Raw genomic sequence first — 21,813 nt, forward strand, 5'->3', positions numbered from 1 at the left:
TCAGAAGCTCTGGCGCAGGTTGACCCCGATCGTGCGGGGGCGCGTGCTGACGTAGTAATCGGGCGTTCCCGTCGCCGAGGCGACGCGGTTGAGGCCGTTCTCGTTGAACAGGTTGCTGGCGAAGACATAGGCGCCGAAGCCCCGCCCCTCGATCCCGACGCGCGCGTTGACGATGCTATAGTCGCCGATGCGCCGGTAGAAGGCATTGCTCTCGCGCAGCTCGGTCGTCATCCGGCCGGTATAGGTATAGTCCAGCCGGAACAGCCCGTTGAATCGGTCGTCGATCGGCGGGGCATAGTCGATCCCGGCGGCGGCGGTGGCGCGCGGGACATAGGTCAGCACGTCGCCCGAGCGCCCCGGCGCGGTGATGAATCCCGTTGAGTCGACCTGGTCCGAGGTCAGCTTCGCGTCATTGTAGTTGACGCTGCCGCTCAGCGTGAGGTGGCGCAGCGGGCGCGCGCTCGCCTCGAGCTCGACTCCCTCGACGCGCACGCCGGCGAGATTGTAGATGAAATTGAAGTTGCCGCCGCCCTGCTGGAGGGTCGAGACGCTGGTCTGCACCTCGTCCCAGTCGGTGCGGTAGACCGCCAGGTTGAGCGTCAGCCGTCGGCCGAACCAGGAAGTCTTCGCCCCGAGCTCGTAGTTCCACAGCGAGTCGGGCCGGTAGACGAGATATTGCGCGGGCAGGTTGGGGATGTTGTTGGCGCCGCCCGGCCGGAAGCCCTGCGCGGCATTGGCATACACCAGCAGGTCGCGCGCCAGCTGCAGCTCGGCGTTGAACTTCTTCACCCAGCCCTTCGCGTTCGCGGTCGTCTCCTCATAGGCCCGCGGTTCCTGGCCGTTGGTGAAGTTGTAGCCAAGATACGCGCCGCCGACCGTCTTGGTATAGTCGAAGTGACGGAGCCCGACGGTGAGCGTCAGCGGCGCGAACAGGCGATAACCGAGTTCGCCGAAGAAGGCGGTCTGCTCGACGCTGGTGAGGATGTTGCGGCCGCCGAGATCGTCCACCGGGTCGCGCTGGCCGCCAGTGATCGGGTCGCCCGCGAAGGGCAAGGTGTCGACCCGGTCGAAGCGATCCTCGTGGAACAGGCCCACGGTGTAGGTCAGCGGGCCGGCGCCGTTCGAACCGAGCCGCGCCTCCTGGATGAAGTTGCGGACGTAGCGCGGCTGGTAGGCGCCGAACGGCGCCTTGGAGCGGGCATAGGCCTGATAGGCGCTGCGCTGCGCGGCGGTGCAGCTGGTGACCGGCACGCCCAGCGCGACGCGGGTGTAGAGCGGGCACCAGCGCGCGCCCGAGACCACGCTGGCGAAGGCGGCGTTGTTGTCGTTGGTGCTCTCGACGTCCCAGCGATACCAGGAGGCGCTCGCGGTCAGCGTCGCGAAGCCGAGGTCGAAGCGGCCGACGCCGTTGTACAGCTGCAGCTTGTCGTGCCAGGGCTGGAAGATCTGGAAGTCGGCGCGGTACGGACCCAGCGCCGAACTGTACTGCGAGGTGCCGGCGATGTCCTGCGTCTGCAGCAGCGCGGTCGCGGTCAGCGTCACCGCGCTGCTGGGCGTATAGGCGAGGATCGCGCGCCCGCCCTCCAGCGTGGCCCGATTGGTGTCGCGGCGGTCGAGCAGTGTATAGTCGACGAAGCCCGGTTGACGCTCGCGATAGCCGACGACGCGGAGCGCCAGCCGATCGGCGACGATCGGCACGTTGAGCGCCCCCTTGGCGACATAGCCGACGCCGCCGTCGCGCGTACTGCTCGCCTGGAGCTCGACCGTGCCGGCGTAGGTGGTCGGGTCCGGCTGGTTGAACAGCACGCGCAGCGTGCCGCCCATCGAACCCGAACCGTACAGCGTGCCCTGCGGGCCGCGCAGCACCTCGACGCGCTCGACGTCGAAGAGGTTGAGGTTGGGCGTATTGCCCGCCGGGTCCGAGTTGGTGCCGGAAGGGCCGGTGAGCGGCGTCTCGCCGTAGTAGAGACCGACGGTACTCTCGCCCGAGGCCTGCACGCCGCGGATCGAGACTCGGGTGCGGCCCGAGTCGCTCTCGGTCAGCTGCAGCCCAGGCACCTGGCGGATCACGTCGGCGATCGTGGTGGCGCCTAGCCGCGAGAGCTGGGTCTCGCCGAGCGCCGAGATCGCGATCGGCGTGGTCTGCACCGTCGACTGGCGTCGCAGCGCGGTGACGACGACGTCGCCGGCCTCGTCGGTGGTGGTCGCAGCCTCGCCGGCCGCGGCTGGGGGAGCGGGAGGACGCGCGACCTGAGCGAGCGACGGCGTGGGCGCCGCGATCGTGACGAGAAGGAACGCGGCGGGCCCGATCGGTCGCATGATACCCCTGTTGTCTCTCTGCGAGATGCTCCGCCGAGCGGCGAGCGGACACCAGCATCGTTGCTAACTCCGATCGGAGCAATAGGCTTTATGCGCTTGAGGAAGTTTGCCTTCTGCGAGCCGTCGCGCGTGTCTCGGGTTCGCCGCACGGTCCGCGATCCCGCTCGCTGGCATCGATCCCGCAGCGACCACGGGGCCAGGATGCGACCTTCGTCGCAGTTCCTCCCGCCGCTACGGCTACTTACAGTGTGCGGGCCGGATCGTCTCCGACGCGGGAAGCGGCAAGAAGAGGTCGACGCCATGTCTGTATCCCGCCTGCTCGCCGCGCCTCTCGTCGCGCTTCTCGCCGCACCGGCCGCAGCGGCGCCGGCGGGCGGCCCCTCCGCCTTCGCCTCCGCGCCCATCGACGCGCGGGCCACGACGGTACGCGGCGTCGGCGACGGCCATGCCGACGATAGCGCCGCGCTCCAGCAGGCGATCGATGCCGCGGCGGACCAGGGCGGCGGCGGGATCGTGTTCCTGCCGCAGGGCCGCTACCGCATCACGCGCACGATCTTCCTGTGGCCTGGCGTGCGCTTGTTCGGCATCGGCGCGCGACGGCCGGTGATCGCGCTCGGCGCGAACACGCCGGGATTTCAGAAGGGCGTCGCGCACATGATCGTCTTCGCCGGCGCGCGCCGCTCGGGCGCGGGCGGGCGCAGCGAGGGCGGGCGCGTCGGCGCCGCGCCGCCGCGCCGCATCCCCTTCCCCGTCGCGGGCAGCGTACCGTTCGACCCCGCCATCGCCGACGCCAACCCCGGCACCTTCTACTCCGCCATCAGCAACGTCGACGTCGCGGTCGGCGCGGGCAACCCGGCGACCGCGGCGATCCGCTTCCACGCCGCGCAGCACGCCTACCTCAGCCACATGGACTTCGACCTCGGCCCCGCGCTGGCGGGCCTGTACCAGGTCGCCAACGTCGCGCGCGACCTGCGCTTCCGTGGCGGCCGCTACGGCATCCTCGCCGAGAAGCCCTCGCCGGCCTGGCCCTTCACCCTGCTCGACTCGACCTTCACCGGCCAGCGCGACGCCGCGATCCGCGAGCATGAGGCGGGGCTCACGCTGGTCAACGTGGCGTTCCGCGACACGCCGGTCGGCGTCGAGATCGATCGCGGCTACGGCGACTGGCTGTTCGGCCAGGACGTGCGCTTCGAGAACGTGTCGCGCGCGGGCGTGATCGTCTCCAACGAGAACAACGCCTACACGCAGGTGACGTTCGAGAACGCGCTGGCACGCCGCACCCCGGTGTTCGCGCGCTTCCGCGACAGCGGCACCGAGCGGCGCGGCGCCGGGTCCAGCTATCGCGTGGCCAGCTTCAGCCACGGCCTCGCCGTCGACGGCTATGGCACGATGGGTACGCCGCGCACGACGATGGCAGCCGAGCGGCTCGCCGCGCTGCCGCCGCGCCGCGCCGACGCGATCCGCGCGCTGCCCGCGACGCGCGAGTGGTTCAACGCGCGCGACGCCGGTGCCAAGGGAGACGACCGCAGCGACGACACCGCCGCGCTCCAGCACGCGATCGACGCGCACCGCACCGTCTACCTGCCCGCCGGCCGCTATGTGGTGAGCGACACGCTGCGGCTGCGGCGCGACAGCGTGCTGGTCGCGCTCCACCCCAATCTCACCCAGATCCTGCTGCGCGAGAATAGCCCCGCCTATCAGGGCATCGGCGCGCCGAAAGCGCTGCTGGCGAGTGCCGACGGCGGCGACGCGATCGTCAGCGGCGTCGGCCTCGCCACCGGCGGGATCAACCCGCGCGCCACCGCCCTGCTATGGACCGCGGGGGCGGGCTCGCTGGTCGACGACGTCAAGTTCCAGGGCGGCCACGGCACCGACCTCGCCGGCGGGGTGCGCTTCAACCCGTACAACGCCAATGCCACCGGCGACGCCGATCCGGCCAAGCGCTGGGACGCGCAATATCCCAGCCTGTGGGTGACGCGCGGCGGCGGGGGCACGTTCAACGGCCTCTGGACGCCCAACACCTACGCCCAGGCGGGGCTGTACGTCTCCGACACGACCACGCCCGGTCGCGTGTACCAGATGTCGTCCGAGCATCACGGCCGCGTCGAGATCGCGCTGAACCGCGTCGCGAACTGGGAGCTGATCGCGCCGCAGACCGAGGAGGAGGGCGGCGAGAGCCGCGACGCGGTCGCGCTCGAGATCCGCGACTCGCACGATCTCCTCGTCGCCAATCTCCACGCCTATCGCGTCACCCGCACCGCCAAGGCGCTCCCCGCGGCGGTGACGCTGTACGGCGCGCGCGACATCCGCTTCCGCAACATGCACGTCAACGCCGAGAGCGGGCTGGCGACGTGCGACGAGAACGGCTGCGCCACCTTCCTGCGCGCGAACAGATTCCCGTACGAGAACGCGATCGTCGACATGAGCGGCGGCGCGCAGGTGCGCGAGCGCGAGTTCGCCGCCTTCGACGTGACGGCGCGCACGGCGCCCGCGGCGGCGCCCGCCGCCGGCGGGGCGGTGGAGAAGCTCGCCGGCGGCTTCGACGCGGCGGGCGGCGGCACGGTCGCGCCCGACGGCACGCTCTATTTCGTCGATCGCGTCCAGCAGCGGATCTACCGCTGGTCGGCGGCGCGCGGGCTCGGCATCGAGCGCGACACCACGCTCGACGCGGTCAGCCTCGCCGCCGACGACGCGGGCGACCTGCTGGTGCTTTCGGCGGCGGGACGCGACGGCACCGTCTCGTCCTTCCGCCCCGGCACGAGCGAGCTGGCGCTCGACGTGATCGCGCCCACGCCCGTCGCCGCGAGCACGCCGCGCGTGCTGCTGCCGAGCGCCTGGTGGGTCAACGGCGAGTTCCGCGACCAATATGATCCGGCGACCGACCGCTTCGCCACGCTGGGCCAGCTGTTCGCGCAGGACGTCGCGACCGCGCCGACGCGCGCCGCGGTCTCACCTGACGGCACGCTCGCGCTGCCGGCGTGGCGCGTCTTTCAGCAGGGTCCGCCCGATTTCCGCGCCCGGCGCTTCTCGCACGCGCTCGACAGCTACGGCCTGGTCGCGGCACGTGTCGGCGAACGCACCTATGTCAGCAACGCCTCCGAGGCGCGCACCTACAGCGCGCGCGTCGGCGGCGACGGCGCGCTGACCGACCTACGCGTCTTCGCCGAGCGCGGCGGCGAGAGCGTGATCGCCGACGCGCGCGGGCGCGTGTACGTCGCCAACGGGCAGGTGTTCGTCTACGGCGCGGACGGTGCCGCGCTGGGCCGCATCGACGTGCCCGAGCGACCGCTCCAGCTGCTGCTCAGCCGCGACGGCGCCGCGCTCTACGTGCTGACGCACCACTCGCTGTACCGCGTGCGAATCTGAGCGTCGCGCCCGCCCGGCGACCGCCGGTTCGCACCGGGGCGCCCGGACACTTGCACGAACCGCCGCGCGGTCCCGCAACACCGACGCCGACCCGGGACGATCTGGCCAGGCTCGCGCGATCGGCGGATCATTGAACCGCGCGATTGGCGAGCACCGCGCCGAGCAAGCCCGGGAAGCGCCGGTCGAACTCGTCGCGGCGCAAGGTGTTGATCATCTCACGCCCGACCTGCGTCGTCTCGATCAACCCCGCGGCGCGCAGCAGCTTCAGGTGGTTGGACAGCGTGCTCTTCGGGATGGACTCGCATGGCGCCGCGCCGGCGCAGCTGAGCCGCTCGGTCTCGGCAAGCCGCGCGACCATGCTCAGCCGATTGGGATCCGCCAGCGCGTGGAGGGCCAGGTCGAGCGGCACGTCCTCCAGTCGGGGATGGGTGAAGCGAGGCATGTGACCGATATAGGCCGAGGCGGAAGATATAACAGTTCGGGTATATTGAACTATTGAAGTGTTCCCCCATCTCGCGGCGTGCTGACAGCGCACGATGCCGTGATCGCGGGCCAGGATTGGAGAACACACATGTCACTGCAGGGTAAGAAGGCGCTCGTCACGGGCGGGTCGCGCGGCATCGGCGCGGCGATCGCCAAGCGGCTGGCGGCCGACGGCGCGACGGTCGCGGTCACCTACGCGGGCAACAAGGCCGCGGCCGACGCCACCGTAGCGGCGATCGAGGGCGCGGGCGGCACCGCTTTCGCCTTTCAGGCCGACGCCGCGGATCCGGCGTCGCAGCGCGCCGGCGTCGAACAGGCCGCCGCGGCACTCGGCGCGATCGACATCCTGGTCCATAACGCCGGTGTCGCCGAGTTCTCGACCGTCGCCGAGGATACCGACGATACCTACGATCGCCAGTTCGGCGTCAACGTGAAGGGACTGCACGTCGGCACGCGCGCGGCACTGCCGCACCTGAACGATGGCGGCCGGATCATCCTGATCGGCAGCATCTCGGGTGAGATGGCCTTCCCCGCGACCACGGTCTACAGCGCCACCAAGGCGGCGGTGGCGGCGCTGGCCCGCGGCTGGGCCAAGGATCTCGCCTCCCGCAACATCCTGGTGAACACGGTTCAGCCGGGCCCGATCGACACCGACATGAACCCGGCCGACAGCGAATTCGCGGGACACGTATTGGGTGCCATCCCGCTGGGCCGCTACGGCAAGGTCGAGGAGATCGCAGGCGCGGTCGCCTTCCTCGCCGGCCCGGATGCGAGCTATATCACCGGTACAACGCTCAACATCGACGGCGGTGCGACCGCGTAAGGCGCTCGGCCGGCCCTTCGCTGGACGGGGTCGGTCGTCATCGCCGCGACGCGGCGTGATGGCCGCCGATCGACGGCTGGCGGCGGCGCAGGTCGGGGATCCCGAGCAGCCCGACCGGCTCGATCCTGTGCTGTTCGAGCGCGTGTCCCCGGTCGGGCCGATCGGCCGGGCGCCGATCGGCACGGCGCGCGCCGGGGTCACTGCCGCCCACGCGACTCGACGCTATAGCCGTGCAACCCCGACGGATAGGGATTGACCGCCACGCGCGTCCCCATCTGTCCCTCCGGCCCGCCGAAGCTGGCGCGGTGCCAGCGGCCCTGTTTGGCGATCAGCACGTCGCCGGGCGCCGCCGCCTTGATCAGCGGCTCGCCCTCGATCTGCAGGTCGATATTGCCCTCCATGACGAACCAGAACTCGTCGTAGCCGACGTGGAAATGGCCGAGGTTGGAGGGCGGCGGGGTCGGCGTGGCGCGGCCGCGGATGTTGTTCACGAACAGGTGCTGCGCGGCGATGAAGGCCGTCGGGCGCGCGTTCGCCTGCACCACGTCCTTGTAATAGTCGAGGTAGAGCGGGTTGTCCGCGTCGGGTGCCCCGGCCCCGCCCGACACCAGCCGGCGCTCGTAGCGGAAGCCGGCGCGGTCGCGCGGCCGCTCCGTCGTGCTCGTCACCGGGTACAGCGGCATGTCGGCCGCCGCGTGGATCTCGAACCACAAAGCGGGCTGGTCGCCGACCGTCTCCAGCGTGAAGGGAACGCGGAGCGGCACGTCGATCTCGAACCCCTTGCCCGCGACGAACGGCGGCTGACCCGCGATGATGACACGGAGCTGCCCACCCCAGACGATGATCGCGGTCCGGTTGTCCGAGTAAGCGACCTCGGCGGTGCGCTTGCGCGGCGCCTGCTGGTGCCAGTCGGCCACGATGTCGCGGTTGCGCACGATCGGCTGCGACCAGTCGGTCGCCCCCTTGTGCAGCGCGAGCACGTCGGCGAGCTTCCACCAGGGGCGGTTGGGCGAGTCATAGGCGGCATAAGGCGTCTTCTTGGGCACCCACATCTCGACCGGCGCGGGCGGCGTCGGGCGCGGCGCCTGCGCGGTGAGCAGCAGTGCAGCGCCGGCCGCCGCGGCGACGCGCGCGCGGCGTCGGGTCAGGTGGATCATGGTCGCTCCCCTCCTCTGTTGTGTCACTATGCCGCGGCGACCGCGGGATCATGGCTCGGCGGACGCTCGGCGCCGATCAGCCGGCGCGGGTCGACGATCGCCCAGGCGGCGACGCCGAGGATCACCACGCCCGCGCCGGTGCCGAACGCCGCCGCCCAGCCGTAGCGCGCGGCGATCCACGGCGTCAGTGACGCGGTCAGCGCGCCGCCGATCTGGCAGCCGACGTTCATCAGCCCCGAGACCACGCCGGTGTGGCGCCCCGCGATGTCCGCGGTGACCGACCAGAAGGAGCTCTGCGACAGGTAGATCGCGCCGCCGCCGAGCGCGAGCGTCAGCACCGCGAGCGGCGCGCTGTCGACCTGCGAGCCGACCAGCAGGAACAAGGCGGTCAGCGCGAAGGACAGCATCGCCAGCCCCGAGCGCCCCCAGTAGAGGCCGTGCCGGCGCGACACCGCGTCGTTGACCACCCCGCCGGCGAGGCAGCCGAGCGTCATCGCCAGGAACGGCGCCATGCCGAACAGCGCGCTCGATTTCAGATCGAGCCCGCGCGCCTCGGCGAGATAGATGAAGAACCAGCTGAAGAAGATCCAGATGACGTAGCCGAAGGCGAAATAGCTCAGGAACAGCCCCCACACCGCGCGACTCGCCAGGATCGCGCGCCACGGGATCGGTCCGGCGGTGCCGTCGGGCGAGTCGGGCAGGCCCGTCCCGATGTGCGCCAGCTCGGCCGCGTTCACCGCTGGATGCTCCTGCGGCCGATCGCGCGCGACCGTGAACCACACGATCGCCGCGATCAGGCCGATCAGCGCGCAGACATAGAAGGACGCGCGCCAGCCGCCGTAAGCGACCACCGCGCTGATCAGCGGCGGAGTCAGTCCCGATCCCGCGCCCACGCCCGCGAAGATCAGGCCATTGGCCTTGCCGCGCTCCTGCGCCGGCACCCAGCGCGAGACGAACTGGTTGCCCGACGGATAGACTGCCGCCTCGCCGATGCCGAGCCCGAAGCGGACCAGCATCAGCAGCGTGACGGCGTGCGCGCTGCCGGGCGGCACCCAGGCGGTGGCGACGCTGAACACGCCCCACCACAGCAGTGCGAGCGTCAGCAGCCGGCGCGGCCCGATCCGCGCGGCGAGCCACCCCGCCGGCACCTGGAACGCGGCATAGCCGATCAGGAAGGCGCTGAAGACCCAGCCGAGCCGGATCTGATCGATCGCATAGTCCTGCCGCATCTGCACGCCGGCGACCGAGATGTTGGTGCGATCGAGGAAGGCGATCGCGCTGATGACGAACAGCATCGCCACCAGTCGCACCCGGACGTTGCTCCGCCCCGCTCCCGCCATCACCGCTCTCCCGGACGCGCGGCTGGACGCCGCATTATATCCTATATGATTCTATGTAGAGCCGTTGTAAGCGTGCGTAAAGCCCGGCGCAGTTCGGCACGAGCAAGGAGAGAGAGGGTGGAAGCGATCGGATCGCTCGCGCGCGGCGCGGCGCTGCTCACGCTGGCATGGGCCGCGACCGCGACCGCGCGACAGGCGCCCGCGCCGCGGCCCCTGGCAGCGCGTATCGGCCACACCGACCCGGCCCGCTACCGCCAGCTCGCCAAGGTACACGACGGTGCAGGAACCATGGCCTTCGCGCCGCTGCTCGGCGCCGACGCGCTCTCCACCAACCTGATCTTCGTCCACCGCGGCGTGATCCCGCCGCACAGCGGGATCGGGCAGCATTTCCACCACCAGTGCGAGGAGATGTTCGTCATCCTCGACGGCGAGGCGCAGTTCACCGTCGACGGTCGCACCGCCGCGCTGGCGGGACCGGTGGCGGTGCCCGACCGCATGGGCCACGCGCACGCGCTGTACAACGCGTCCGACCGGCCGGTGCAGTGGCTCAACATCAACGTCGGCCAAACCAAGCGCTACGACAATCTCGATCTCGGCGACTCCCGGGAGGGCGCGCCGCTCGACCGCGTCGCGCAGTTCGCCGCAGTGACGTTCGACCGCGACAAGCTCAGGCCGCAGGGCAACGTGCGAACGCGCCGGCTGCTCGGGCCGGAGGTCTTCACCACGCCATGGGCCTTCGTCGACCATGTGCTGGTGCCCGCCGGCGCCGCGCTGGACGGCGTCGCCGCGCCGGGTATCAGCGAGATGGTCTATGTCATCGCGGGCGCGGGCGAGGCGCAGGTCGCGGGCGAGCGCGCGCCGCTGCGCACCGGCGACGCGCTCCCGGTCGAGGTCGGCGCCGCGCGCACGCTGCGCGCCACCGGCGCCGCGCCGCTCGAGCTGTTGGTGGTCGGGGTCGCGCGCGATCTCGCCGCCAAGGCCGAGTACGCCGCTTCACTTCCCCCACGCTGACCGTCGAAAGGACCTGCCGATGCAACGCCGCTCGCTCCTGCACCTGATCGCCGCGCTAGGTGCCGGCTCGACCTTCCCCGGCGCCGCGCGTGCCGCCGCGCCGAGGCGCAAGCCGATCGTGCTCTACTGCGACCTCGCGGTCGATCCGGCGCGCGAGCAGGAGATGCTCGACGCCTTCCACCAGCATTTCCTGCCCGCGGCGCAGAGCTTCCGCGGTCGCGGCTTCATCGACCTCAAGATGCTGAAGCTCCGCACGGTCATCCAGGGCCAGCCCGCTCCCTCGCCCGGGGTGAACTACCGCTTCCAGCTGACCTATGAGAGCGAGGAGCAGCGCCAGGCGTGGATCCGCTCGGACGTGCACCAGCGCAATTGGCCGCTGATCGAGCGTACCGTGCTCAACCGCGACTATCTCGTCCTGCTGACCGACGCGGTGTGAGCATGCGGACCGCTCCCCTGCTCGCCGCCGCGCTGCTCGCGCCGCTCGCTTTGCACGCCCCCGTCGCCGCGCAGGAGACGGGCCCGCGGGTCGAGCGGCTCGATCCGGCGCTCGACTCGCTGATCGCGCCGGGCACGACAGTCGAGCGAGTCGCGACCGGCTTCGGCTTCACCGAGGGCCCGCTGTGGCACGACGGGCGGCTGTGGTTCTCCGACGTCAGCGGCGACAAATTGCGCGCCGTCGACCCGTCCGGCCGCGTCGAGGAGCTGATCGCCAACGCCGGCGGCCTCCCCAACCCGCCCGCGGGCAAGAGCATCGGACCCAACGGCATGGCGCCCGACCGTGACGGCAGCGTGCTGATGGCGCAGATGGGGGCGCGCCGTATCGTGCGCGTCGGCGCCGACCGCCGCGTCACGCCGGTGATCGCCGACTATCGTGGCAAGCGGCTCAACAGCCCCAACGATCTCGTCTTCGCCCCCGACGGTGCGCTGTGGTTCACCGATCCGCCCTTCGGCCTGTACAACGGCATGGACAGCGATCCCGCCAAGCAGCTGCCGTACAACGCGGTGTTCCGCTACGCCGGCGGCACGCTGACCCCGGCCATCACCGATCTGAAGCTGCCCAACGGCATCGGCTTCTCGCCCGACGGGCGTACCTTGTACGTCACCGATTATGGTCCGCCGGGCGTGATCTACGCCTACGACGTGGGGCGCGGCGGGGCGTTGTCGGGGCGGCGCGTGCTGATCAGCTTTCCCGCGGGCGGTGCCGGCGGTGCGGACGGGCTCAAGGTCGATCGCCGCGGCAACGTCTGGGCGACCGGGCCGGGTGGCATCCGCGTGATCTCGCCCGCGGGGACGGTGCTCGGCCAGATCGTGCTGCCCGAGGTCGCCGCCAACCTCGCCTTCGCCGGCGACGGGCACACGCTGTACATCACTGCCTCGACGAGCGTGTACCGGCTGCGGACGGTGGTGGCGGGAGTGCGGCCGCGCTACGCGCGGTAGCGGCCGACGGTCGGGCAATCGCTGCCCGTCGCGCGCCCATGCCCCGCCTCGGCGTCATCCTGAGACCAAGCCCAGGATGACGCCGCTATCGGGGCCGAGCGCGCAGCGGCGGCCGGGGGCGGCGCCCCTACACAATCCCGCTCATTGCCCCGTGGCGCCGGCCTTCCTGTCCGTCGCGACGTTGGCGACGAGATAGTCGCTCACCGCCTTCTGCTCCTCCGGCGAGAGCTCGGCACCGCGATCGATCATCGACTGCACCAGCGCGGGCCACTCGGCGGCGGTCTTGTGCGCGGTGAAGACCTGGTTGGTGGTGTGGCAGAAGCCGCAGCGCTCGTTGATCAGGTCGAGCCCGGGCCCGGGCGCCGGCGCAGCAGCGGAGGGGGCGGGCTGCTGCGCGGCCAGCGCCACCGCGCCGAGCAGCGCGCTACCGGCGAAGACCGCGCAGCCGGCGGCGAGGCGGACGATCGGGTCGATGCGCGTCATGGCTGGGGTCCTCAGCGAACGGCGAAGGCGACCACCTGGTCGCTGGTCGCGGGTTGGAAGGCGAAGCCGCCGGTCGCCACCGCGGCGACCATCTGGCGGCCGTCGGCGGCCTGGTAGGTCATCGGCGTGCCGTAGTTCGAGGCAGGGAGCGGCGCGGACCACAGCAGCGCACCGCTTTTCGTCTCGAAGGCGCGGATCGTGGCGTCGCGCGTCGCGCCGATGAAGGTCAGCCCGCTCGCCGTGGTGATCGGACCGCCCGCGCTGATCACGCCGTTCGCGGCGAAGGCGGGATCGTCGTTCTTGCCCAGCACCTTGCGCCATGCCACGGCGCCGGTGTCGACGTTCACCGCGACCAGCTCGCCCCACGGCCCCTTCTGGCACGGGTTGCCGGTCTCGGCGTCCTGGAAATAGGCGTAGCCGGCCTTCATGCCCCAGCTGCCGTCGGGCTGGCGCGCGAGCTGCTGCGGGCTGGCCAGATTGTTGACGTTGATCACGTACAGGCCGCTCTTCGGATCGAACGCGCCCCCGCCCCAGTCGACTCCGCCGAGGCTGCCGGGGAAGAAGTTGACCGCGCTGTCGGCGCGCAGCGGCTGGAACGGCCGGCTCGGCGCGATCGTCAGGTCGGCGACCAGCTTCTCGCAGGCGGCGCGGTGCGCGGGCGGACCGTCGATCAGGTCGGAAGTGGCGTAGCTGGTGCGCGCCAGTGGGGGCGGCGTGACCGGCATCGGCTGGGTCGGCCAGGGCTGCTCGCCGGGCACGTCGGTGTCGGTCGGCACCGGCACCTCGCGCACGTCGTACAGCGGTTTGCCGGTGACGCGGTCGAGGATGAACAGCGTCGCGGTCTTGTTCATCACCGCGATCGCCGGGATCGTCCGGCCGCCGCGGCGCACCTCGATCAACGTCGCGGTGGGCAGGTCGACGTCCCAGATGTCGTGGTGCACGGTCTGGAAGTGCCAGAGATACTTGCCCGTCGCCGCCTCCACCGCGACGACCGAGTTGCCGTAGAGGTTCTGACCCTTGCGGTCGCCGCCCCAGCGATCGAACGTCGGCGCGCCGATCGGCAGATAGGCGATGCCGCGCCTGTCGTCGACGAGCACGAAGGTCCAGACGTTCACGCCCGAGCGCTTCTGCCAGCTGTCCCCCTCCCAGGTGCCGAAGTTCGGTTCGCCCGGCTGCGGGATGGTGTGGAAGGTCCAGAGCAATTTTCCGGTGCGCGCGTCCCAGCCGCGCACGTCGCCGGCGGCGCCCTTGACGGGCATCTCCTGCACGCGCGACCCGGTGATGATGACGTCGCGGTAGATCGCCGGAGGACTGCTCATGCCGAGCGGCGCGCGCGTGCCGTTCATCACCTCGGGCGTCTTCATGTCGACCGAACCCCCGGTGCCGAAGCCAGCGGCCGGCTGACCGGTCGCGGCGTCGAGCGCGATCAGCTTGCCGCTGCGCGTGCCGAAGACGATCCGCGCGGCCGCCCCCTTCCCGCCTGGCCAGTAGGCGACACCGCGGGTCGATGCCTGGTCGTTCCCGGGCAGCTGGAAGACCCAGCGCTCGGCTCCCGTCGCGGCATCGAGCGCGACCACGCGCTTGTACGGCGTGGCGAGGTACATCACGCCCTTCACCACCAGCGGCGTGGCCTCCGAGGCGGAGAAGCCGGTGCGGAACTTGGCGGGGACGCTGTCGGGCATCGGGATCGCCTCGCCGGTCGTGCCGGCCGGACGCATGTGGTAGGTCCAGACCTGCCGCAGCCTGGCGACGTTCGCCGGCGTGATCTCGGTCAGCGGCGAGTGGCGCGCGTGGCTCTCGTCGCGGCCATAGCCCTGCCAGTCGCCCTTGGCCGGCGCCGCGACCGCGGCGGCCGGCGCGAGCGCGACCGCGGCGACCACCATCGTGCCCGCCCAGGACACGCGCCACCTCTGCTGCCTGGTCCTGCTCGCCACGCGTCACTCTCCTGTTCGGCGACGTTGCGTTCCACCCGCGATGGCCGCAACGTTGTCCTGTCATTTCAACGGTGCTAGCAAGCTGCACGATCCTATACAATATGATCTGTGCCATAGGCCGAGATACGGCCCACGCGCGCCACGAGAGGAGACATACATGCCGGACCTACCGCTGAAGGGCCTGAGAGTGCTCGATATCTCGCAGGTCATGGCGGGGCCATTCTGCTGCATGCTGCTCGGCGACATGGGCGCGGACGTGATCAAGATCGAGCCGCCGCGCACCGGCGATTCGACCCGCCACTCGATGGGCTTCCGGCTCAAGGGCGAGGACAGCCCGGGCTTCCTCGCGCTCAACCGCAACAAGCGCAGCATCACGCTCGACCTCAAGGACGAGGGCGACCGCGCGGTGCTCTACGCGCTGGTGCAGACCGCCGATATCGTCGTGGAGAACGCGCGCCCCGGCGTCGCGCAGCGGCTCGGCATCGACTATGACACGCTCGCCGCGCTCAACCCGCGGCTGATCTACGCCAGCATCTCGGGCTTCGGCCAGACCGGGCCGTGGGCGCAGCGCCCCGGCTTCGACCTGATCGCGCAGGCGATGTCGGGCGTGCTCAGCTCGAACGGCTTCCCCGGCATGGAGCCGGCCAAGAACTCGATCGCGGTGGCGGACCTCGGCGCGGGGCTCTTCTCGGTGTACGGCATCCTCAGCGCGGTGATCGGCCGCCAGACATCGGGCCAGGGGCAGTATATCGACGCGTCGCTGCTCGAGGCCGCGATGGGGCTCTCGATCTGGGAGACGACCGAATATTGGGGCACCGGCCGTGCGCCGACGCCGATCGGCTCGGCCAACCGCATGTCGGCGCCCTATCAGGCGGTGCGCGCGTCGGATGATTGGTTCGTGATCGGTGCCGCCAACCAGGGCCTGTGGCTCAAGCTGCTCCAGGTGATCGGCCGGCCCGAGCTGCAGGACGACGAGCGCTACGCCACCAACGCGGCGCGCGTGGCGAACCGCGAGGTGCTGATCGAGGAGCTGGCGCCGACCTTCGTGACTCGCGCCAGCCAGGACTGGATCGACGCGCTGCTCGCCGCCGGCGTCCCCGCCGCGCCGATCCTCGACTACGGCGAGGCGGTCGCGAGCGAGCAGGCGGTCGCGCGCGACATGGTGATGCAGGTGCCGCATCCGGTCGAGGGCGAGTTCCGCGCGCTCGGCTTCCCGGTCAAGATGCGCGGCACGCCGCAGGAGGTGCGCCTGCCCCCGCCCCTGCTCAACGAGCATGACGCCGCGATCCGCCGCGAGCTGGTCGAGCGCGGGCTGCTCCCCGCCGCGACCGAGGCGGCGGCGTGAGCGGCGTCGTCGTCTCGCGCGACGGTCCAGCTGTCCACGTCCGCTTCGACAACCCGGCCGCGCACAACGCGCTCACCGGCGCGATGTGGCTGGCGCTGCGCGACGCCGCGCGCGCGGTCGCCGACGATCCGAGCGTGCGGGTGGTCACCTTCCGCGGCACCGGCGGGAAGGCGTTCATCTCGGGCACCGACATCACCAAGTTCGCCGACTATGCCGAGGGTGCGCAGGGCGTCGCCTATGAGCGCGAGATCGACGAGTGCATGGGCGCGGTCGACGCGATTCCCTGCACGACGATCGCGGTGGTGGAGGGCTGGGCGGTCGGCGGCGGGCTCAACATCAGCTCGGCCTGCGATTTCCGTCTCGCCACGCCGGACGCGCGCTTCGGCTCGCCGATCGGGCGCACGATCGGCAACTGCCTCTCGGCGGCGAGCGTGGCGCGGATCGGCGGCGCGGTGGGGGTCTCCGTGGCACGGCGGATGGTCCTGCTCGGCGAGATCGTGGGGGCGGAGGAACTGCGCGCGAGCGGCTTCCTGCTGAAGGTGGTCGAGCGCGACGCGCTCGACGCCGAGGTGGCGGCCTTGTGCGCACGCGCCGCGGAGAACGCGCCGCTGACGACGCGCGCGACGAAGGAGACGCTGCGGCGGATGACCTTCGATGGCCTGCCCGCGATCGAGCCGCTGATCGCGCAGGTGTACGGCAGCGCGGACTTCCGTCGCGGGGTGGCGGACTTTCTGGCGAAGACCAGGCGCGTGCCGGCGTGGACGGGGGAGTGAGGGCGACCTTGAATTCTCCCCGTGCCGGGGAGGAGTTCAGGTCCCCCTACCCCACCGGCTTGGGCGCGATCATGATCCCGGCCGCCATCGGCTGGCTCGGCGGCAGCGGCAGCTTGCCGGCGGGGAAGCCGTTGACCTCGAAGATATAGGCCTGGATGTCGGCGACGGTCTTGGCGGGTAGGCTGCCGGGCGCGCTCAGCGGCATCGTCGTCTTGATGCGGGAGAACAGGTCGCCCGCCGAGGTGCCGTTCCAGTTGTTGAGGAAACCGCCCCCGACCAGGGCCGGCGCGACGTCGATCCCGGCGAGCGTGTCGCCGTGGCAGGCGGCGCAATTCTCGGCATAGGCGACCTTGCCGCGCGCGGCCTGCTCGGCGGTGTAGACGCCGTTCCACACGTCGCGCTGGCCGCCCTGCGCGCGCACCACCACCGCGCTGCCGAGCGTCAGCGCGGCCGCGCCGAGCGCCCAGAGGCCGTATCGCGTCGTCCGCTCCATCATCACGCTACTCCCGGTAGTCGGTAGGCCACCAGCTCCGCGCTGGCATTGCCGCCGCCCGTGGCGACGACGATATATTGGCGCCCTTTCAAGCGATAGGTCATCGGCGATCCGCTCTGCGGCGCGGTCATGTACACCGCGCCCTTCTCCTCACCCGTGGCCTTGTCATAGGCGCGCAGCATCGCGCCGCGGAGGCCGTATTCGTTGGTGTAGAAGCCCGCCTCGCCGCAGATCACCAGCGTCTTGGTCACCAGCGGCCCGAGGTTGCCGGCGCGGCCGGTGCGCGGGATCTTGAGCCCCTTGAGCGCGGGATGGTTGCGCACGTTGTCGGGCGTCTCGCCGTGCGCGACCTGCCAGGCGAGGTCGCCCTTGCTCAGGTCGATCGCGGTGATCCGGCCGTAGGGCGGCTTGAGCAGCGGCAGGCCATCGACGGCGAGGAAGCCGGGCGGCGGTCCCTTGGAGGCGCCGGCGGGCTTGCCACCCGCGGGGGCTGCCGCGGGGGGCGCCTCTATGTTGCGCATTCTCGGCCCGCCCGAGCCCATCGCCGGCATCGCACGCGCCTCGCGGCCGGCGACGCCGTGCACCTGCGGGAACTCCGACACCTTGGGATCCGCATTGGGCACGATCCCCATCAGCGACGGCTGCGTCTTGGAATAGACGTAGACCATGTGCGTCTCGGGGTCGTAGCAACCGCCCGGCCAATTGGTCCCGCCCTGGACGCCCGGGGCCGAGATCGTGCCCCAGCGGCCCGGCTTGCTCACCGTCGGCGGCGTGAAGAGCGGACCGATCTTGTACGACTTCACGAACTCGATCGCCTTGGCGCGCAGCGCCGGCGTGAAGTCGATGAGGTCGTCCTCGCTCACGCCCTGGAGATCATAGGCGGGCGGCTTGGACGGGACCGGCTGGGTCGGGCTGTACCATTCGCCCGGCACGTCGCCGCGCTCGACCTTGCGCTCGACGATCGGCCAGATCGGCTTCCCCGTCTCGCGGTCGAACACGTACAGGAACGCCTGCTTGGTCGGTTGGGCCAGCGCCTTGACGGTGCGGCCGTCGACCGGGATGTCGCACAGGATCGGCGCGCAGGGCACGTCGCGGTCCCACAGGCCGTGGTGGACGAACTGATAGTGCCAGCGGCGCTGCCCGGTCTCGAGATCGAGCGCCACCAGCGACTCACCGAACAAGGCGTTGCCGCGGCGGAACATGCCCATCTCGTCGCCGGTCGGCAGCTCGACCGGGACGTAGACGAGCCCGAGCTCCTCGTCCGCCGACATCTCGGCCCAGGCGCCGCCGTTGCCCGCCTCGTCGGCGTCGCCGTTGAGCCAGGTATCGTAGCCGAACTCGCCCTTGCGCGGGATGGTGTGGAAGATCCACTTGCGCTTGCCGGTGCGCACGTCAAAGCCGCGGATATAGCCCTTCACGTTCTTGCGCACCGCCGGCACGTCGCCAGCGGTATGCGCCGCGCCGACCACCACCGTGTCGCGCGCCACCATCGGCGTGGCGTGAAGGCCGACGTCGGCGGTGTCGACGTCGAGCTCCTGGTCGAAGTCCTTCTTGAGGTCGACGATGCCGTTGGTGCCGAAATCAGGGTCAGGAATGCCGGTGTTGGCGTCGAGTGAGACCAGCTGGTAGCCGATGGTGACATACAGGATCCGCTCGACCTTGCCGTCGGTCCAGTAGGACACGCCGTGGCCGGAGAGCTGGCGCGGCGAGTTGAGCGCGCGCTGGCCCTCGTCGACCCGGTGCATCCACAGCAGCTCGCCGGTCGCGGCGTCGAGCGCGACGCAGTCGCGGCGCGAGCCGGCCGGAAGGAACAGCCGCCCCTTCACCAGCAGCGGGGTCGGCTCGAACTGATACTCCTTGCGCGCGCCGAACACGTCGGTCTTGACGCTCCAGGCGATCTCGAGGTCGTTGAAATTGTCGGCGTTGATCTGGTCGAGCGGCGAGTAGCGCGTGTTCGCCTTGTCGGCGGCGTAGCTGCGCCACTCGGTGTCGGGCGCTGGCGCGTCGGCGTCCTGCATCGGCGCCGCCAGCGCCGCCGGGTCGATCGCGAGGATCAGCGCCGAGGCGGCGGTGCCCGCCAGCAGGCGGCGGCGGGTGAGACCGGGCGCGCTCACCACGTCACCGCGATGTATTTCGCCTCGCAATATTCGAGCAGGCCGTGGTGTGATCCCTCGCGCCCGAGCCCGCTCTGCTTCATGCCGCCGAACGGTGCCGCGGCGTCCGACACCAGCCCGCGGTTGACCGCCACCATGCCGCATTCGATCCGCTCGGCCACCGCCAGCGCACGCTTGAGGTCGCCCGAATAGACGTAGGCGGCGAGCCCGTATTCGGTGTCGTTGGCGAGCGCGACCGCCTCGTCGGCGGTGTCGAACGCGGTCACCGCGGCGACGGGGCCGAACACTTCCTCGCGCAGGATCTCGGAGCCCGGCTTGACGTCCGCGATCACCGAGGGCGGGTAGAAATAGCCGTCGCCGCCGGGAGTCTGGCCGCCCAGTTCGACGCGTGCGCCCTTGGCGACCGCGTCGGTGACGAGCCGCTCGATCTTGTCGACCGCCTTGCGGTTGATCATCGCGCCGCACTGGGTGGCGGGATCGGTGCCGGCGCCGACCTTCAGCGCGCCCATCCGCTCGACCAGCTTCGCGACGAACGCGTCGTGGATGCCGCGCTGGACGTAGAAGCGGTTGGCGGCGGTGCAGGCCTCGCCCGCGTTGCGCATCTTGGCGACCATCGCGCCCTCGATCGCGGCGTCGAGGTCGGCATCGTCGAACACCACGAAGGGCGCGTTGCCGCCGAGCTCCATCGACGAGCTGACCACCTGGTCCGCCGCCTCGCGCAGCAGCACGCGGCCGACCTGCGTCGACCCGGTGAAGGAGAGCTTGCGCACGCGCGGGTCGTGCAGAATCGCGCTGCATACCGGACCGGGCTGGCTGGTGGTGACGACGTTGACGACGCCCGCGGGCACGCCGGCGCGACGCATGATCTCGGCCACCGCGAGCGCGGTCAGCGGCGTCTCCGCGGCGGGCTTGAGGATGCAGGTGCACCCTGCCGCCAGCGCCGGGGCGATCTTGCGCGTCGCCATCGCGGCGGGGAAGTTCCACGGCGTGATCAGCAGCGCCACGCCGATCGGCTGGTACTGCACCATGATGCGGTTGCCGCCCGCCGGCGAGATCCCCAGCTCGCCCGGGATCCGCACCGCTTCCTCGGCGTACCAGCGGAAGAACTCGGCGGCATAGGCCACCTCGCCGCGCGCGTCGGTCAGCGCCTTGCCGTTCTCGAGCGAGATCAGCTGCGCCAGCCACTCCTGCTGCGCCATCATCGCGTGGAAACAGGCGAGCAGCACGTCGGCGCGCTTGCGCGGGGCGGTCGCGGCCCAGTCCGCCGCGGCGGCGGCGGCGGCGTCGACCGCGGCGATCCCCTCCTCCACCGCGGCGTCGGCGACCTCGGTGAGCGTCGCGCCGGTGGCGGGATCGTCGACGGCGATGGTCGCGCCGCTCGCGGCGGCGGTCCAGCGCTCGCCGATCAGCAGGCCGGTGGGGATGGCGAACGGGCCGTCGCCGGGCGGGGTGTAGCTGGTCATCGGTGGCGTCCCGTGCATCAGGCGTGGAGGAGCGTGGCGCGGTCGCCGGCGAAGGCGGCGCGCGTGATGGTCTGCATCGCGGCGAGATCGAGCGGCCGCGGGTTGTTCTTGATCAGCCGCGCCGCGTTGAGCGAATATTCGGCGACATGGTCCTGCTGCTCGGGGCGCAGCCCCAGGTCGGCGAGCGAGCGCGGGATGGCGATGCGCTGGAACAAGGCGTCGACCGCGTCGATGAACGCCTGCGCGCGCTCCGCCGGCGTCGCGCCCGCGATCCCGACCAGCTCGGCGAGCTCGGCGAAGCCGTCGGCGCAGGCGGGGCGGTTGAACTGCATGACATAGGGCAGCAGCGTCGCCACGCCCTGCCCGTGCGCGGTGTGCGTGAGGTTGCCGACGGGATATTGCAGCGCGTGCGCCGCCGCGGTGCCGGCCGTGCCGAAGGCGCAGCCCGCCGCGAGCGCGGCGAGCATCACGCCCTCGCGCGCCTCGATGTCGCTGCCGTCGACCACCGCACGCTCAAGGTAGCGGAACACGTTGGTCACCGCGAGCCTGGCGAAATGGTCGGAGAGCACGTTCTTGCCGACGAAGACGTGCTGCTCGGTCAGCATCGCGTCGATCGGGCGCGCCAGCGTCGTATAGGCCTCCACCGCGTGGGTCAGCGCGTCGGCGCCGGAGAAGGCGGTGAGCGCGGGCGGGCAGGTGACGGTCAGCTCGGGGTCGCAGATCGCCACCTGCGCGATCAGGTGCGGGCTGGCGATGCCCACCTTGGCGCCGCGCTCCTCGTCGGCGACCACCGCTACCGGCGTCGCCTCTGAGCCGGTGCCCGAGGTGGTCGGGACGGCGACCAGCGGCATCACCGGCCCGGGCACCGCGAACTCGCCGTAATAGTCGCGCACGCTCCCGCCATGCGTGAGCAGCACCGCGGCCACCTTGGCGAGGTCGAGCGAGCTGCCCCCGCCGACGCCGATCACCACGTCCGCGTCGAAGCCGCTCGCCGCCGCGACGCACGCGTCGATCGAACGCAGCGGCAGGTCGGGCACGGTGCCGTCGAACACGCGCGTCTCGACATCGTGCGCGGCGAGGTCGGCGAGCATCGCGGCAAACTCGGGCTGCGCCGCCTGGCGCTCGTCGGTGCAGAGCAAGGCGCGCTTGCCGAGCCGCGCGGCGGCCGAGCCGAGCGCGGCACGCTGGCCGCGCCCGAAGAGGATGGAGCGCGGCAGGCGCGCCGCGCCGAACAGGGCGGGCGCGGTCGGGTCGGACGTCATCTAAGTGTCT

The 21,813-nt window shown here is 71.3% G+C and carries 18 protein-coding genes; 7 read left to right on the top strand and 11 right to left on the bottom strand.

Features of this window, described 5'->3' with window-relative positions; translation table 11 throughout:
- The gene (locus tag FHY05_RS02250) at positions 1-2,319 is read right to left on the bottom strand and encodes a TonB-dependent receptor (protein WP_183942763.1); all 2,319 of its coding nucleotides are present in this window, start codon (positions 2,317-2,319) and stop codon (positions 1-3) included.
- Between the two features lie 300 nt (positions 2,320-2,619).
- On the opposite strand from FHY05_RS02250, the gene FHY05_RS02255 reads away from it, so the two are divergent.
- Positions 2,620-5,685 carry a glycosyl hydrolase family 28-related protein gene (locus tag FHY05_RS02255; RefSeq protein ID WP_183942764.1) on the top strand — a complete coding sequence of 1,022 codons (3,066 nt, stop codon included), beginning with the start codon at positions 2,620-2,622 and terminating at the stop codon, positions 5,683-5,685.
- Positions 5,686-5,812: 127 nt separating this feature from the next.
- On the opposite strand, the gene FHY05_RS02260 is transcribed toward FHY05_RS02255, so the two are convergent.
- Positions 5,813-6,127, bottom strand: coding sequence for a helix-turn-helix transcriptional regulator (locus FHY05_RS02260; protein WP_183942765.1), 315 nt, complete (start codon positions 6,125-6,127; stop codon positions 5,813-5,815).
- 129 nt (positions 6,128-6,256) lie between these two features.
- On the opposite strand from FHY05_RS02260, the gene FHY05_RS02265 reads away from it, so the two are divergent.
- A complete protein-coding gene (locus FHY05_RS02265) occupies positions 6,257-6,991 on the top strand; it encodes an SDR family oxidoreductase (RefSeq protein WP_183942766.1) in 735 nt (244 codons plus the stop codon).
- 37 nt (positions 6,992-7,028) lie between these two features.
- Here the strand turns inward: FHY05_RS02265 and FHY05_RS02270 are convergent, their stop codons facing one another.
- The 3 genes from FHY05_RS02270 to FHY05_RS02280 are packed head-to-tail and all read right to left on the bottom strand — an operon-like array spanning position 7,029 to position 9,488.
- Entirely contained in the window at positions 7,029-7,202 is a 174-nt protein-coding gene (locus FHY05_RS02270; protein WP_183942767.1) for a hypothetical protein, read from the bottom strand.
- Positions 7,189-8,148 (bottom strand): cupin domain-containing protein, encoded by a 960-nt coding sequence (locus FHY05_RS02275; protein ID WP_183942768.1) that lies wholly within the window; start codon positions 8,146-8,148, stop codon positions 7,189-7,191. Before FHY05_RS02275 ends, FHY05_RS02270 begins: the two co-directional genes overlap by 14 nt.
- A gap of 26 nt (positions 8,149-8,174) precedes the next feature.
- Positions 8,175-9,488 carry an MFS transporter gene (locus tag FHY05_RS02280; RefSeq protein ID WP_183942769.1) on the bottom strand — a complete coding sequence of 438 codons (1,314 nt, stop codon included), beginning with the start codon at positions 9,486-9,488 and terminating at the stop codon, positions 8,175-8,177.
- 117 nt (positions 9,489-9,605) lie between these two features.
- On the opposite strand from FHY05_RS02280, the gene FHY05_RS02285 reads away from it, so the two are divergent.
- From FHY05_RS02285 to FHY05_RS02295, 3 genes are read left to right on the top strand one after another with little or no spacing between them, the layout of a single operon-like run.
- On the top strand, positions 9,606-10,499 hold the full coding sequence (locus tag FHY05_RS02285; protein ID WP_311732345.1) for a cupin domain-containing protein: 894 nt from the start codon (positions 9,606-9,608) through the stop codon (positions 10,497-10,499).
- A gap of 19 nt (positions 10,500-10,518) precedes the next feature.
- Complete coding sequence (locus FHY05_RS02290) at positions 10,519-10,935, top strand: hypothetical protein (protein WP_183942771.1); 417 nt, start codon at positions 10,519-10,521, stop codon at positions 10,933-10,935.
- Between the two features lie 2 nt (positions 10,936-10,937).
- Positions 10,938-11,936, top strand: coding sequence for an SMP-30/gluconolactonase/LRE family protein (locus FHY05_RS02295; RefSeq protein ID WP_183942772.1), 999 nt, complete (start codon positions 10,938-10,940; stop codon positions 11,934-11,936).
- A gap of 141 nt (positions 11,937-12,077) precedes the next feature.
- On the opposite strand, the gene FHY05_RS02300 is transcribed toward FHY05_RS02295, so the two are convergent.
- Both FHY05_RS02300 and FHY05_RS02305 read right to left on the bottom strand, forming a co-directional pair.
- Positions 12,078-12,419, bottom strand: a complete 342-nt coding sequence (locus FHY05_RS02300; RefSeq protein ID WP_260181085.1) for a hypothetical protein — start codon at positions 12,417-12,419, stop codon at positions 12,078-12,080.
- Positions 12,420-12,430: 11 nt separating this feature from the next.
- Positions 12,431-14,353, bottom strand: a complete 1,923-nt coding sequence (locus FHY05_RS02305) for a PQQ-binding-like beta-propeller repeat protein (protein WP_311732346.1) — start codon at positions 14,351-14,353, stop codon at positions 12,431-12,433.
- Between the two features lie 157 nt (positions 14,354-14,510).
- Here FHY05_RS02305 and FHY05_RS02310 point away from each other — a divergent pair, with 157 nt between their 5' ends.
- Both FHY05_RS02310 and FHY05_RS02315 read left to right on the top strand, forming a co-directional pair.
- Positions 14,511-15,698 carry a CaiB/BaiF CoA-transferase family protein gene (locus FHY05_RS02310; RefSeq protein ID WP_183942773.1) on the top strand — a complete coding sequence of 396 codons (1,188 nt, stop codon included), beginning with the start codon at positions 14,511-14,513 and terminating at the stop codon, positions 15,696-15,698.
- The gene (locus FHY05_RS02315; RefSeq protein ID WP_183942774.1) at positions 15,695-16,471 is read left to right on the top strand and encodes an enoyl-CoA hydratase; all 777 of its coding nucleotides are present in this window, start codon (positions 15,695-15,697) and stop codon (positions 16,469-16,471) included. The genes FHY05_RS02310 and FHY05_RS02315 overlap by 4 nt, the downstream gene beginning before the upstream one ends.
- 46 nt (positions 16,472-16,517) lie before the next feature.
- Here the strand turns inward: FHY05_RS02315 and FHY05_RS02320 are convergent, their stop codons facing one another.
- From FHY05_RS02320 to FHY05_RS02335, 4 genes are read right to left on the bottom strand one after another with little or no spacing between them, the layout of a single operon-like run.
- A complete protein-coding gene (locus FHY05_RS02320) occupies positions 16,518-16,967 on the bottom strand; it encodes a c-type cytochrome (RefSeq protein WP_260181087.1) in 450 nt (149 codons plus the stop codon).
- The gene (locus FHY05_RS02325; protein WP_183942775.1) at positions 16,967-19,078 is read right to left on the bottom strand and encodes a PQQ-binding-like beta-propeller repeat protein; all 2,112 of its coding nucleotides are present in this window, start codon (positions 19,076-19,078) and stop codon (positions 16,967-16,969) included. The genes FHY05_RS02320 and FHY05_RS02325 overlap by 1 nt, the downstream gene beginning before the upstream one ends.
- Positions 19,075-20,541 carry an NAD-dependent succinate-semialdehyde dehydrogenase gene (locus FHY05_RS02330; RefSeq protein ID WP_260181088.1) on the bottom strand — a complete coding sequence of 489 codons (1,467 nt, stop codon included), beginning with the start codon at positions 20,539-20,541 and terminating at the stop codon, positions 19,075-19,077. The genes FHY05_RS02325 and FHY05_RS02330 overlap by 4 nt, the downstream gene beginning before the upstream one ends.
- A 17-nt stretch (positions 20,542-20,558) precedes the next feature.
- Positions 20,559-21,803: an iron-containing alcohol dehydrogenase gene (locus tag FHY05_RS02335; protein WP_183942777.1), complete on the bottom strand. Its 1,245-nt coding sequence runs from the start codon at positions 21,801-21,803 to the stop codon at positions 20,559-20,561.
- Positions 21,804-21,813 lie beyond the last annotated feature (10 nt).

This window comes from Sphingomonas sp. BK580 (assembly GCF_014194975.1).
Lineage (GTDB): Bacteria > Pseudomonadota > Alphaproteobacteria > Sphingomonadales > Sphingomonadaceae > Sphingomonas.

Excerpts from the sequence above, each read along its gene's own strand:
- FHY05_RS02260 (WP_183942765.1), bottom strand. The coding sequence starts at position 6,127 with ATGCCTCGCTTCACCCATCCCCGACTGGAGGACGTGCCGCTCGACCTG.
- FHY05_RS02295 (WP_183942772.1), top strand. The coding sequence starts at position 10,938 with ATGCGGACCGCTCCCCTGCTCGCCGCCGCGCTGCTCGCGCCGCTCGCT.
- FHY05_RS02265 (WP_183942766.1), top strand. The coding sequence starts at position 6,257 with ATGTCACTGCAGGGTAAGAAGGCGCTCGTCACGGGCGGGTCGCGCGGC.
- FHY05_RS02300 (WP_260181085.1), bottom strand. The coding sequence starts at position 12,419 with ATGACGCGCATCGACCCGATCGTCCGCCTCGCCGCCGGCTGCGCGGTC.
- FHY05_RS02320 (WP_260181087.1), bottom strand. The coding sequence starts at position 16,967 with ATGATGGAGCGGACGACGCGATACGGCCTCTGGGCGCTCGGCGCGGCC.
- FHY05_RS02250 (WP_183942763.1), bottom strand. The coding sequence starts at position 2,319 with ATGCGACCGATCGGGCCCGCCGCGTTCCTTCTCGTCACGATCGCGGCG.
- FHY05_RS02290 (WP_183942771.1), top strand. The coding sequence starts at position 10,519 with ATGCAACGCCGCTCGCTCCTGCACCTGATCGCCGCGCTAGGTGCCGGC.
- FHY05_RS02255 (WP_183942764.1), top strand. The coding sequence starts at position 2,620 with ATGTCTGTATCCCGCCTGCTCGCCGCGCCTCTCGTCGCGCTTCTCGCC.
- FHY05_RS02275 (WP_183942768.1), bottom strand. The coding sequence starts at position 8,148 with ATGATCCACCTGACCCGACGCCGCGCGCGCGTCGCCGCGGCGGCCGGC.
- FHY05_RS02335 (WP_183942777.1), bottom strand. The coding sequence starts at position 21,803 with ATGACGTCCGACCCGACCGCGCCCGCCCTGTTCGGCGCGGCGCGCCTG.
- FHY05_RS02330 (WP_260181088.1), bottom strand. The coding sequence starts at position 20,541 with ATGACCAGCTACACCCCGCCCGGCGACGGCCCGTTCGCCATCCCCACC.
- FHY05_RS02280 (WP_183942769.1), bottom strand. The coding sequence starts at position 9,488 with ATGGCGGGAGCGGGGCGGAGCAACGTCCGGGTGCGACTGGTGGCGATG.
- FHY05_RS02310 (WP_183942773.1), top strand. The coding sequence starts at position 14,511 with ATGCCGGACCTACCGCTGAAGGGCCTGAGAGTGCTCGATATCTCGCAG.